This window comes from Adlercreutzia aquisgranensis (assembly GCF_943193145.1).
Taxonomy (GTDB): domain Bacteria; phylum Actinomycetota; class Coriobacteriia; order Coriobacteriales; family Eggerthellaceae; genus Xiamenia; species Xiamenia aquisgranensis.
The window spans coordinates 18,370-31,285 of record NZ_CALPDA010000006.1; the positions used below are offsets into that span (position 1 = coordinate 18,370).

The window sequence follows — 12,916 nt, forward strand, 5'->3', positions numbered from 1 at the left end:
AGGGGGGCTACTCCTTGAAGGCCTTCTTCAGGTCCCATACGGGGTTTTCGCCGCGGGGTGCGGGAATCCATCCCTCGGGGCAGTCCTCGGTGTGGCATTCGTCGCAGGCGAGCACCGACTGTCCGTCGACGGAGTGGCAGTTCGTGCACGCTCCAGCGTCGTAATGGGACTTGTGCGGGTTGTAGCCGGGCGTTCCGCCGTAGTCCTGGGTTGCCTCGCTGATGGCGCTGCGCGGATGGCAGGAGAGGCAGAACTTCGACGTCATGTCCTCGAGAGCCACCCCGTCAAGCTGGCCGAGCGTGTGGGCTGCCATAAGGGACCCCACTGGCGCTTCGGTTCCTCCCGTGGGCGCAGCGCTCTCTTCTTGGGAGGGGCTTGTGTCCTGTGGTGCCTTGCTGGTCGTAGACGCGCAGCCAGCCAGGGCGAAAACAAGGGCTGCGGTGATTCCCGCGATAAGCAGCGGGTGTTTTTTCTGGCTAAGTTTCATCAATCTACCTCGTCCTTCGGTCGTTCTCTAGATATTCGCGTGGATGTAGTCCAGCCCAAGCATCTCGCGGATAGCAAGCCAGCCAAAGCACTGTCCGTGACCGATGCCGGAACCCATGACGTTGGGAGGATAGACGTCGCCGTAGAAAGAGCCTGCGGTGTTGCCTGCAGCGTACAGTCCCGGAATGGGAAGCCCCTTGGTGTCCAGCACGCGCATGCGCTCGTCCTGCTTGAGGCCGCCACGAGTCGACGTCATGGAAGAGCAGGTCTTGGAGCAGTAGAACGGCGGCGTGTCCAGCTTGCACATCCAGACCGGATCCTTGTAGAAGTCCAGGTCCTCGCCCAGGTCGCACAGCTCGTTGTAGCGATTGAAGCTGGCCATGAAGACTTCCTCGTCGAAGCTGCAGTGACGGCAGAGTTCCTCGATGGTATCGAACTTGAACGTCAGGCCCTTCTCGACGTTCTTGTCCACCTCTTCCTGGGTGTTCGAGGTGCAGTAGTCTTCGACGAAGTAGCCGTCTTTAGGGTACTTGCTTTCCCAGGCGGAATCCCAAATTGACCAGGTCATGCCGTCGGGCGTGCAGGTGAGTTTCGGTACGGAGTAGGCCTGGAATGGCAGGTTTTCCGCAGCGATGCGGCGTCCGGTGGTGTCGACCATGAGGTTTCCGGGAAGCGACGCGACGCCGGCGTAGAAGTGGGTGCCGTCAAGGAAGTCGGGCAGCTTGCCGTCCATCATGATGGCCGAGAACGACCACATATCGGCGCAGATGGCGGTGTCCATCTCGGCGCCGATCCAGATTCCCATCTTCTGACCGTCGCCGGAGTCGTTCTGGTTGATGTTGTAGCGGACAACCTTCGCCAAGTCGGGGTTGTAGTACTCCATCATATCGTGGTCGGCGGCCATGTCGCCAGTGGTTAGCAGCACGCCCTTTGAGGCGTTGAAGCGGACGTAGTCTTCGTTCTCGTTCTTCGCGATAACGCCGGTGACGCGGCCGGATGCGTCACGCTCGAGGTACAGAGCCGGGGTGGAGTAGTGGAACACGGCGCCATGCTCGGTGGAATACTCCTCCATGACCTGGGTCCAGTTAACGGGGTTGCCCGTTCCGAAGAAGCTACCGTCCTCGTTCGCGAAATAAATCATCTGCGGATAGCACTGCCACAGCTCGCTGGCGCCGGCCATGCCGATGCCATCGTTGGTGATCTTGTATTCCAGCGACGCTGCCGGGATAAGCTTGTAGCCCTTGGTGGCGAAGGCCGCTTCAAGCCAGTTGATGTACTCGGCGGAGTTGTCGAACCACAGGCCGTAGGAGGACATGCGACCGTTCACGCCGTTGGTGATGGCCCACGTGTTCATGATGAAGTCTTTGCGGTCGGTGGTGAGGCCGAGACTCTTCTGCAGGTCGGAGTTGAAGCCGGCGGTGCACAGGCGAGCAACGCCGAAAGAGCCGCCCTTCTCCAGCACGTGCACGTCGGCGCCCGCCTCGGCAGCCATCATGGCGGCGGGCAAGCCGGCGACTCCCGCGCCCACGATGAGGATCTCGCAATCAGTCGTCTCCACGATCTCGTCTTCGGGGACGGGGTCCGGCGCCGTCATCCAAGCGGGTTTACCGTCGGTGGCAGGTGTCGGCGCCGGCGCTGGGTCGGCAGGCGCAGCGGCAGCTTCGGTAGTGGCGTCGGTTGCAGGGGCCTTGGGCTCCTCAGGAGTCTCCGGCGCTTTCTCCTGGGTCGTGGAGCAACCGGCAAGCGTGCCCGCGAATGCGGCGCTGACGCCCGCAACGGCGGCACCTGTGAGGAAGCTTCGACGAGAAATCTCTTTCATGGCATTTCCTTCCCTCTCTGGATCCTTCCCGCTGCAATTCCCCTTGCAGCTGGGCTTTCGCTTTCGAGGTTATCCAGATAACCCTCGTAACCTCAGACGGGGTTTTCTGAAAAACAGGGTTATTTTTCGTAACCCCAACCGTTACACTGTTGCCCTACCGCATGAACCAGGGAGGGGACCGTGGGCTGCTTGCGTGGATTGCCGAGCGTTCCGACGCTCAAAGGGGCTTTGAGGATTTATCGGGGCTATTGGTTTATGGTCGGCCCGGCGTTCGCATTGGCTCTTCAGTTCTATCTGAACCATAGGCTGGGCCTTGTGGAGGTACTTCCACGGGCAACGTTTCCGGATATCCTCTGCGGGGCGAGCTGCATCATATTGCTGGTCTACATTGTTGCCAGCTACTTGACGCGTCGCAGTCTCAGTCGATTCCTCCCAACGGCATCGTGTGTTGCGGGCGTATGCTCGTTCCTCTGCCTTATGTTTCAGGCTCCGCTATGGCTTTCGGCTGCGTTGTTCGCCTTTTATTTCACGAGTCAAATTATTCTGTGGTTCGAGGTGCTTTGCCGGCTCGACAACGTGGTCAACCTGCTGTTCGGGCTGTTGTTCACGGCTTTGTCTGGTGCGCTGTGCTGGTTTTTGCTCGGCCTGTTTGGGGCGCGTCTTCTGGTTTCCGAGATTGCCTACGTGTTGCTTGGGGGCGTATGCATGCGCACAGGGCGTCGAAAAATCCCGGAGGTTGCTTCTCGGCGGTTTGCGCACCGCCCCTTCGCCGACTTGCCCATAAGCGTTTTCGCGGCAACGTTTCTGGTGGGGTTTGGCCTCATGTATTCGACATGCTTCATCTCGCTTCACGATCTGCATGCGTCCTTCAGCTGGGGCTTGACGATCTACTCCGCGGCGCTGTGCGCCATCGTGTTTCTGGCTTCGGGCAGGGTCAGCATCCAGATGCTCTATTACATTGCCGCGCCGCTCACGATGGCGGGAATCGCCATTTCGCTTTTCAGCCCCTCGGCAGCGTCGTTCTCCCTCACCCTTGTCAATCTGGGATGCTACACCTTCCTAGTGTTTGTGGCCATTCTCCATTGCTCGATTTGCCATAAGCAAAACCTCAGCCCTCTTCGGGCCGCGTCGCTTCTGGTTCTGTCCCTGTATGTTGGGATCTACGGCGGCCGTGCTCTGTTCTCCGTGGTTGACGGGTACGTCGGCGCTTTTTCGGGCGATGCGGTGCATACGGTGATTTCCGCAGCGCTCGTCATGATTCTGGTTGTGTGCCTTATGGTGGGCAACGTCGCCGCAAGAAAAGAGATGATCGAGCGGGACGTCCGTCAGGAGTTCGATCACATAAACGAGTATGACACCAATGAGTTCGCCGAGCGGATTATGGCGTCGTACAAACTGACGGAGCGCGAGTTCGAGGTACTCAAGCTGCTGCTCAAGGGAAAGACCGCGACTACGATTGCCGAAAGCCTGGTTGTGGCGCCCGGAACGGCGAAGGCGCATATCAGCAAGATTTACCGTAAGCTCGGTATCCATACCAAGGGCGAGCTGTTCAACATGATCCCATCGGAGCGCAGCCATTAGGGGGTGCGGCCTATTCTGCGCGCGCCTCAACGGTGGGGTTGGCGGCGATGATGGCGTGCAGCTCGGCGATGTAGGCTTCCAGGAGCTCGCTCGGGCGGCGCTCGGCGTGCATGATGTAGCCCACCTGCATGCGGTCGTCGGTGTCCAGCGGAATGCTCGCGATGCCTTGCTGCATCTCGCCCGACAGCACGCCGGTGGAAAGCGTGAAGCCGTTGTAGCTGGTCAGCAGGTTGGTAAGCGTGCCGCGGTCGGAATAGCGGACGTTGCGGGAGTGGGGGATGGCCGCCAACGGCTCCTCGGCGAAGTAGAACGAGCTGGCTGTTCCCTGCTCGAAGGAGTAGCGCGGGTAGCCGGCCAGCTCCTCGGGGTGGATGAGGCTTCGGTCGGCAAGCGGATGCCCCTCGCCCACGAACACGTGCACCGCCGCGTCGAACAGCGGGAAGAACCGCGCGCCGGCTTCCCCGATAGCCCGTTCCACCACGCGCCGGTTGAAGTCGTCCAGGTACAGGATGCCGATGTCGCTGCGGAAGGTGCGCACGTCCTCCAAAATGTTCGCCGTGGCGCATTCGCGCAGGATGAAGTCGTAATCGCTCGCCTGGCAGCGCTCCAGCACGTTTACGAATGCCTCCACACTGAAGGCGTAGTGCTGGGTGGACACCGCAAGTCGCTGCCTCGATTCGCCCCGGCCCGCGTAGCGCGATTCCAGCATGTCGGCCTGCTCGATGACCTGGCGCGCGTAGCCCACCAGCTCGGTGCCGTCGTTGGTGAGGGCCACGCCGCGGTTGCTGCGGGTGAAGATGGTGATGCCCAGCTCGCGCTCCAAATCCTTCACTGCCGTGGACAGGTTGCTCTGCGAGGCGTACAGCTGGGCCGCCGCCGCATTGATGGACCCGCATTCGGCGATGGCCACCAGGTAGCGAAGCTGGGTGAGGGTCATGGGGCTCCTTTCGGGAAGTTGCGGAGCGCACGTTCCTGTTCTGTATAACAGATATCCAGGATATCTGTCAGAAGGCAAGCAAGCAACGGGGGAGCGGATTGGCGGATGCCGAACGGACTGAGCGGCTGGAGGATGAGGTCGCAAGTTGCTGGGGGCGGCCATCCATTAATCCAGCGCGTCGCCTCGGAGCACAACGGCTCGACTGGGATCGAAGACCGGACTCTTGAAACCGATGAACTCGTTTTCCAGCGGCGCCGATGTGCGGAGTTTGCCGATCATATCGTCATGCGCCGTTTTTGCCGCGTCGGTTAAGGTGCCGTCGTCGTTGAATACCTCCTCCCATGCTGCGGCATCAATCGAGCGCAGCCGCTCGCCCAGATGGGCCATGAGCGCATCGCCAGCCATGAACACGGTGGTTTTCCCGAACGTGCGAGAAACCAGAAAGCCCAGGTCTTTCAACGACGAGAGGTCGGAATAGGCGGTGGCATAGGCCACGTTTTCTGTTTCCATGAGCTCTCCGAATGTGAACTCGGCATCTTCGTGCAGCAGCGCTTCCAGAAGAATCTTCTGCTGGCGAATGTTGAGGCCCTCGTCCTGCGCGATGAGCTTGCTCATGAGCTGGCGGCTGGCGAAAAGGTCGAACAGCTTCTCCGCTGTCTGCTCAACGTAGTCGGTGCAAAGGGACAAGGCTTCCTCTATCCACAGGGACCAGTCTCGGTTTTGGGCGGTCGCCATAATGCGGTCAAGGCCAGCGGGCTCGTTCGACGAGACGCACGAATCGTCCCAGGCGGCAAGCAGTGCCGTGATGGGGATGAAGCTGGTCAGCAGGTATCCGTTGGCAATGAGTATGCGCGAGAACGTGAAGCTTGCCATGAAGGTGTTCACGGCGGGGAAGGGTTTGAGCAGCCGAATAGCTTCATAGGCGGTCAAAGCCGCAATCACGGGGAATGACCCCAAGGGCGTATGGGGAGCGATGGCAGCGCAGATGGCTTCCAGGGTTTTGCGGCATCGATCGCCGTCATCATCGCAAAGCGAGAAGATCTTGGCCGAGGTCTCGGTGCCCACGATGTCGTCGTAGAGCTGCAGGAGTGCGTCGGCCGTTGCCGGAGATGTCCCCAGGTTGCAGGCTGACCCGAGCAGGTCGCAGAGCATGGCCTCCCGGGGGCTTTCGCCTTCCTGCAGGCCTGCGACCAGGTTAAAAAGGCGTTCGTCGTCGATAGTCCAGCCGCTTGCTGCTACGCATGCCCCAATCTCTCGGATTTTCGACCGCGACAGTACGTGGCGACCCTCGGGAAGACGCAGGATGCCTCCTGTGTGCGAGTTGCCGGCATCTAGCCGCATTATGGTGGCGATACAGCTGTGCATACGCGTGGAGGGCACGAAGAAATGGGCACCGCGAGGGGATTCGGCAGTGGAGAGCGGCAGCGGGTAACCGATAGACCTTCGCAGTTCTATCACTACGCCGGCTGCTGGAGCCTCTTCGGGGTTGTCTTGGGCGTTCCATAGAGGGCGTGCCGAATCGCGGGAGAGAGCGAGGAGCTTGTAGGCGCTTGCAGACGTGCTGTAAGAGGCGTTGTGCAAAGGACGACCCTCGTTGGTTTTCGTCATGCGAACTCCCTCCTCGGTTTTGCGGTAATGGTAGCAAACCGGGCCTTGCTTGGGGAATGGACGGCATCCCGTGGTTTTACCTATCGATTTCCGATAGAAGTTCCTTGGCAGTCACTATTGCAAACCGATAGGTTCATTTCGGCTTGGCCGGCCGTGTATTGCTCTCTGGATATCACCTCCGAGAATAATTCCTCGGCTGGGTCGCCGTTCGTATACTGCGGCCAAGAGGGTCTGGGGACCCCGAGAGAACGAGGGAAAACGAGGAGGACTATGGAAAACATGGAGCTCAAAAACGAGCAGTCCGAAACCGCTGCCGAAATTCACGGCACGGTTTCGCGTCGTACGTTCGTGAAGGCGGCATCGGCCGCCGGGGCCCTGGCCGGCGCGGCGGCCCTTGCCGGTTGCGCGTCCGACCCCAAGCCGACTGCTCAGGATGAGGGGCCGAAAGACGCCGACAATAGCACCCAGGCGGATGCGACGCCCGCTACCTACGAGCCGCAGCCCGACCCCTTCGAGGGAGCCCAGGAGTTCTTCGCTGCTTGTCCGCCGGAGTGCCAGCACCACAATCTGAAGGCGCTTGTGAAGGACGGCAAAGTGGTTCGTGTCACCTGCGGCGTGAACAACGAGTCTATGCCCTGCATGATGGGTCTTTCGCGCGTCGAGTGGTTGAACTCGCCCGAACGTCTGACCGCGCCTCTGCTGCGCGACGGCGACAAGGGTTCGGGCAAGTTCAAGGAGATTAGCTGGGACGAGGCCATCGATCTTATTGCCGAGAAGTTGCAGGATGCCATCGACACGGTGGGCAACAAGGGCATCGTCATCGACTCCTTCGCGGGTAACTTCAACACCATCTCCGGCCAGGCCAAGAGCGCGTTCATCGCCCGCATCGGTGGCGCTATGAGTCTGGAGGGAACGCTGTGCTGCGCAGGAACCAACGGCGCCACCATCCCGGTGTTCGGCAAGCGCTACTTCGACACGCGCAATACCATCGAGGATGCGAACTACATCATTATCTGGGGAAACAACCCTGCTGTTACCCAGAACGGCTATTTCAACCGCTACGAGTCCATGATGGCCAAGGGCGGCAAGATCGTGACCATCGATCCGGTATGTTCGGAAACCGCCTCGAAGACCACCGAGTGGTTGCCCATTCGTCCCACTACCGACACGGCGCTGGCGCTGGGCATGCTGAAGGTCATTGTTGACGAGGGCCTTCACAACGAGCAGTTCTTGAAGGAGCACAGCACCGCGCCCTGTTTGGTGGACGCTGACGGCGCTATGGTGCTACTGGATGCCGACGATCCCACCAGCTATGCAGTGGCCGTGGACGGCGAGCTGGTGCGCCACGATACCGAGGGTGTCGATCCGGTGCTGTCCGTGAAGGGTACCGACCTAGAGGCTGACTATACCACCGTCTTCGATCTGACCGTGGCGGAATGCGAGCCGTGGACTCCCGAGGCCGTTGAGGCGGAAACGTGGGTGCCCGCCGCCAAGGTGGCCGAGCTGGCTCGCGACTACGCCAAGGGTCCCAACTCCATGATTATCCAGAACATGGGCGGCTTCATGCGCACCACCTACGGCACGCTGGCTGTGGCCTCTCAGAACAACCTGGCGGTATTCTGCGGCCAAGTGGGTGGTGCCGGCAACGGCGTGTGCGACGCCGGCGGCATCAACAACCTGGTTACCCTGAAGCCCATGTTCGAGAACCCGAAGGTGGACGCCGAGCTGCCCAAGGTTGCCCGCGCTCAGTTCGCCACCCACGTGATGAACGATGACCCCAATGAGGTCAAGGTGTTCATCTCGCTGGCCGAAAGCCCCATGACCCAGTGGCCCAATACCAACATGGTCAAGCAGGCGCTGTGCAAGATACCCTTCGTGGTGGTAATCGATTCCTTCATGACCTCGACGGCTCTCTACGCCGATTTGGTGCTGCCTTGCGCTGCGGTGTTCGAGACCGAGGACGTCCTGTGCAATGCCCGCAGCCATCTCATTCAGCTTTCCGACAAGGCCGTGGAAGCGCCGGGTCAGGCGCATGACGACCTGTGGATCTTTACGCAGCTGGCCAACAAGATGGGCGTGGGCGAGGACTTCAATCACGACAACGAGTACTTCATTCGCAAAGCGCTGGAGGATTCGGGCTTCACCTACGATCAGCTGAAGAAAGAGCACGCCATCGACGCCTATCCGAAGGACTTCATCCCCTACAAGGGCGGCGAGTTCTATACCGCCACGAAGAAGGCCGAAATCTACCAGGCTCCGTGGCTGGCCAAGGGCGTGAAGGCTGTGCCCTCCTATTATCGTTGCGCGGAGTCCGTGGGCGGTTCGTCGGGCTTGGACGCTACCTATCCGCTGGCCGTGGTACAGCGCAAGTTGAACCGCACCGTGCACTCCACCTTCGGCGGCTTGAAGTCCATCGGCGCCGTCACTCGCGACTACGCCTGCGTGATGATCAATCCCGCCGATGCTGCTGCGCGAAACATCAAGGACGACGACGTTGTGGTGGTGTTCAACGATCGCGGCGAGCATCGGGCCCGCGCCATCGTCACCGATCTGATAAGCCCCGGGGTGCTTTGCGCCGAGAACGGTTGGTGGGAACAGCAGGGCGGATCGAGCAGCTACATCACCAACGATGCTGTGGGTCCCCTGGCCACCGAGCACTGCTGCAACGAGACCCTCGCCGACGTGCGTAAGGAGGCATAACCATGGCTTTGGGCTTTTTCACGAACAACAAGGACTGCTACGGGTGCAAGACCTGCAGCATGGCCTGCATGACCACGCGGCTTTCCGGCCAAACGGAAACCTTCCTGCGCAAGGTCGAGGTTATCCTGGACGGTCAGGCTCAGGCGCAGTCGTTCCTGTCGCTGGCCTGCAACCACTGCGACGAACCGGCGTGTATGGCGAACTGCCCGGTGGGCGCTTACACCAAGCTCGACAACGGCGTGGTGGTGCAGAATCACGAGTTGTGCATAGGCTGCAAGACCTGCATCTCCGCCTGCCCCTACAGCGCGCCGGTTTTCGACGAGGCCTCAACCTCTACCTATAAATGCGACATGTGCATCGATCGCCTCGAGCGCGGCGACCTGCCGGCCTGCGTGGAAGCGTGCCCCGGTGCCAACATCGAGCAAGGTGACATCGAGGCGCTGGCGAAGGCCCACCCCGACGCTGTGCGCGAGGTGGCGGGGCTGACGGCATCGGCGAACGAGACAAAGCCGAACGTGCTGATTGCCGTTGATCCAAAGATTGCTTAGGCGAGCAGTTTTTTGGCGGCGAAACGCAACGAGGGGGTGCTTGGCGGCGCCCCCTCTTCTCAATGGGGTCTTCCGATGGGAGGGGGCAAGGCGTGTCCGTGATGCTTCTGGGGTGGCGCAACATTCAGCGACGGCTAGCGTCGAGTGTTGCTACCGGGGCCATCGTGATGCTGACGGTGCTGGTGGCCGTGACCGGTGCTTGCACTTATCGGGCAATAGGGGCGGGGCTTTCCTTGGCTTCCGACCGGCTTGGGGCCGATATTATCGTGCTTCCCAGCGAAGTGGGTGTTTCCGCCCAGGAGGCTTTGTTCGTGGCGGAGCCGGCCAACGTCTACATGCCGGCTAACACTGTGGACATCGTGGAGTCGGTGCCAGGTGTTGAGCGGGTCACGCCGCAGTTCTTCACCCAGTCCCTCAACCAGAGTTGCTGTTCGGTGCTGGGGGTGACGCGGGTGGTGGGCGTCGACCCCGAAAGCGATTTCGTCATTGCCCCATGGCTGTCCTCCGATGCGGCTCCGCTGGAGGAAAGTAGCATCTACCTGGGAGCCGATGCGCCAGAGGTTACAGGCGGCATGGCGACTATCCTCGGGCGTCAGTTCGTTGTTGCCGGGCGCTTGGAGGCTACGGGCAGCAGCGTCGACGAGACCATATTCATGAACCTGGACACGGCCCGCTCCCTAGGATGGGAAAGCCCCTACCTGGCGAATGTTTGGAAGATGGCCGACCCGTTCACTTCCGTTTCCGCCGTCATGGTGTCTGTGGAATCGGGGGCCGACCCTGAGGTCGTGGCACGGGCCATCGATGACGCATGCCCGGTGTCTTCGGCGACAGCCGTGTCCGGATTGGTTCGCAATACCGCTTCTCAGCTGGGTTTATTCGCTGCCTTGTTCGGCGGAATGGTGGCTGCCGTAGCGCTTATCGCCATGTTGGGTTTGGCGGGCAGGCTGTCGTTTTTAGCCCGCGAGCGCCGTGCCGAGATGGGCTTTCTGCGGGCCGTCGGCTTCTCGCGCCGGTTCGTTGTGGGCGGCTTGCTTTGCGAGGTGGCTATGCTGGGGGTGACAGGTGCCGCGGTGGGCGGCGCGTTGGGATGCGGCATTGCGGCGTATCTCGCCCCGCGCATCCACCAGGTGATGGCCTTGCCCGCGGCGCCGCCGGGCGCCGTGCAGATGGTAGGCATCGTGGTTCTGGCCTGCGCAATTGCCCTTGCGGTGTGTCTGGCAGCGGCAGCGGTGCCGGTGCGAGACGCTCTTCACGGCGGAGCCTTGGCCGCTATGCAGAAGGGGGATCTGGCATGAGCGAGGCTGTCGAGCTGTGTGGCGTCGTGAAATCGTTCAGGGAAGGCTCGGAGTGCCGTTCGGTGCTTCGAGGGGTGGATCTTTCGCTCCGGTCGGGGCGCTTGGGTTTGGTTACTGGTGCCTCTGGCCAGGGAAAATCGACTCTTTTGTCCATTGCGGGCGGTCTGATGCCGCCTGATGGGGGGTCGGTGCGACTTTTCGGCGAGGACGTGGGGTCGCTGAACGAGCAGGGGCTCGACCGGCTGCATCGAAGGCAGGTGGGCTTCGTCTTCCAGACTCCTTACGCGGTGGCGGCTCTGACGGCGCGGGAGAACTTGGAGCTGATGGCGAAGGGCGCTGGCCGGTCGCGGGACGCAGATCGCTTCCACAAGGTCGTCGACCGCCTGGGGCTCTCCGACGCACTGGAGCTTCTGCCCTCTCAGATGAGCGGCGGTCAGCGCCGACGGCTTTCCGTGGCTCGTTGCTTGTTGAGTGCCCAGCCGCTCATCTTGGCCGACGAGCCCACGAACGACTTGGATGAAGAGGGATGCTTGGCCGTGATGGGCCTGCTGCGCGGCCATGTTGCCGATGGCGGCACAGTGCTTATGATTACCCACGACCCTCGTTGGGTTTCCCTTGCCGACGAGGTGTTCGTACTTGGCAATGACGGGGTGATCGCATGAGCGTGTTGAGCAGCGGCGAGATACGGCGAGGGTTGTTGCGGCGCTTCGGCGCGGTCGGCGTGTCGGTTTGCCTGTGCGCGTTGCTTGGGCTGGGAGGCTGCAGCTTCGGCGAGGAGGCGCCTGCGCCGGCGATCTCCGATGCCGCTGCGCCTACAGCCGACGATGCGGCTGGCATGGAGTACTCCAAGGACAAGGAGGCAGCGATCTCAACCGACCCGGCGTTTGAGCTGCTGTCGGACCCTCGGCTGCAGGGCTCGCTTTGCGTTATCGAGTATTTGGGAAATTCTGTGGCGTTCATAGCCGACGACCAGGTGATTGGGCGTATTCCGGTGGGCGTCAATCCTGCTTGCGTGGTTTCCTCCGAAGACGGAAACCAGGTCTACATCGCCAATTCCGGCAACGGGGAAGTGGTGCGTCTGACTTTAGGGGAGAGCCCCGCCATCGACAAGGCTCGTATCGGAACCCAGCCCATGGCGCTCGCCCTCGACGAGGACCAAGGGCTGCTTTACGTTGCGGACTACCACTTGAACAGCATCCGCATCGTGGATACGCAGCTCATGAGCCTGGTGGGTACGGTGGCACTGAACCCTTCCGGCTACGAAAGCCGCGAGGTGGCGCCTCCTTGTTGCTCCGACCCGCTCGATGGCACGGTGATGACCGGCCGCAAGCCGCTCTCCTTGGCGCTGTCGCCAGATGGAGCCGTGCTCTACAGCGCGAACATAGGCACCTACGACGTGTCGCGGGTCGACCTTGACGCCCGCGAGGAGCTCGATCCCTTCGACGGCGTTATTGGCTCCTGGGGTATTGCGCTGTCGCCCGACGGTGCGCGCATCGCCTTGGCCGGAGTGGGCAGCGAGCTGGTTGAGAGCTCGGAGCTCTTGATAATGGATGCGTCCGACGGCACTGTGGTCTCTCGTATTCCGGTAGGTGCTCAGGTGAGCGCGGTGGCATGGAGCGCAGACGGCTCCACCGTTGCGGCCACATCGCGGGCCGACGGGGTGTTGGCGCTCATAGATGGCGAGACGCTGGAGCTGCGGGGAACCGTAGTGCTGGAGGCCGGGTTGGCAGCGGTGGTTCTAAGCGATGGCGGTTCTGAAGCCTACGCGGTGAACTCGTCATCGGGTGCGGTATTCGTTGTCGATACGGAATCCCTTGCCGTTGTCGATTCAATAGAAGGCCTGGTTGATCCTCGGTTTGCTGCCATAGTCGGTTCTGGCGAGTAAAGCCAGGCGGTGCCAGGCAGGCTGATGGGGCGTCCTGCCGCCGTCACTGCGTTATTC

10 protein-coding genes are annotated in these 12,916 nt (G+C 61.4%); 6 read left to right on the plus strand and 4 right to left on the minus strand.

All coding sequences use genetic code 11. The features are described 5' to 3' along the window. Positions 1–7 precede the first annotated feature (7 nt). Together NFR41_RS04585 and NFR41_RS04590 are read right to left on the minus strand one after the other, a co-directional pair. Positions 8–313, minus strand: coding sequence for a cytochrome c3 family protein (locus tag NFR41_RS04585; protein ID WP_251230898.1), 306 nt, complete (start codon positions 311–313; stop codon positions 8–10). Between the two features lie 201 nt (positions 314–514). Then, complete coding sequence (locus NFR41_RS04590) at positions 515–2,305, minus strand: FAD-dependent oxidoreductase (RefSeq protein WP_251230899.1); 1,791 nt, start codon at positions 2,303–2,305, stop codon at positions 515–517. A gap of 180 nt (positions 2,306–2,485) precedes the next feature. Here NFR41_RS04590 and NFR41_RS04595 point away from each other — a divergent pair, with 180 nt between their 5' ends. After that, positions 2,486–3,886, plus strand: a complete 1,401-nt coding sequence (locus tag NFR41_RS04595) for a response regulator transcription factor (RefSeq protein ID WP_251230900.1) — start codon at positions 2,486–2,488, stop codon at positions 3,884–3,886. Positions 3,887–3,896: 10 nt separating this feature from the next. Here the strand turns inward: NFR41_RS04595 and NFR41_RS04600 are convergent, their stop codons facing one another. Together NFR41_RS04600 and NFR41_RS04605 are read right to left on the minus strand one after the other, a co-directional pair. Further along, the gene (locus tag NFR41_RS04600) at positions 3,897–4,823 is read right to left on the minus strand and encodes a LysR family transcriptional regulator (RefSeq protein ID WP_251230901.1); all 927 of its coding nucleotides are present in this window, start codon (positions 4,821–4,823) and stop codon (positions 3,897–3,899) included. A gap of 165 nt (positions 4,824–4,988) precedes the next feature. Beyond that, positions 4,989–6,431: a Fic family protein gene (locus tag NFR41_RS04605; protein ID WP_251230902.1), complete on the minus strand. Its 1,443-nt coding sequence runs from the start codon at positions 6,429–6,431 to the stop codon at positions 4,989–4,991. A 270-nt stretch (positions 6,432–6,701) separates the two neighbouring features. Between NFR41_RS04605 and NFR41_RS04610 the strand changes: the two genes are divergently transcribed. From NFR41_RS04610 to NFR41_RS04630, 5 genes are all read left to right on the plus strand, one after another. Next, a complete protein-coding gene (locus NFR41_RS04610) occupies positions 6,702–9,131 on the plus strand; it encodes a molybdopterin-containing oxidoreductase family protein (protein WP_251230903.1) in 2,430 nt (809 codons plus the stop codon). A 2-nt stretch (positions 9,132–9,133) separates the two neighbouring features. Next, positions 9,134–9,679: a 4Fe-4S dicluster domain-containing protein gene (locus tag NFR41_RS04615; protein WP_160214273.1), complete on the plus strand. Its 546-nt coding sequence runs from the start codon at positions 9,134–9,136 to the stop codon at positions 9,677–9,679. 101 nt (positions 9,680–9,780) lie between these two features. Continuing rightward, complete coding sequence (locus tag NFR41_RS04620; RefSeq protein ID WP_251230980.1) at positions 9,781–10,974, plus strand: ABC transporter permease; 1,194 nt, start codon at positions 9,781–9,783, stop codon at positions 10,972–10,974. Beyond that, on the plus strand, positions 10,971–11,636 hold the full coding sequence (locus tag NFR41_RS04625) for an ABC transporter ATP-binding protein (protein WP_251230904.1): 666 nt from the start codon (positions 10,971–10,973) through the stop codon (positions 11,634–11,636). Before NFR41_RS04620 ends, NFR41_RS04625 begins: the two co-directional genes overlap by 4 nt. Next, positions 11,633–12,859: a YncE family protein gene (locus NFR41_RS04630; RefSeq protein ID WP_251230905.1), complete on the plus strand. Its 1,227-nt coding sequence runs from the start codon at positions 11,633–11,635 to the stop codon at positions 12,857–12,859. The genes NFR41_RS04625 and NFR41_RS04630 overlap by 4 nt, the downstream gene beginning before the upstream one ends. The last annotated feature ends 57 nt before the right edge of the window (positions 12,860–12,916 follow it).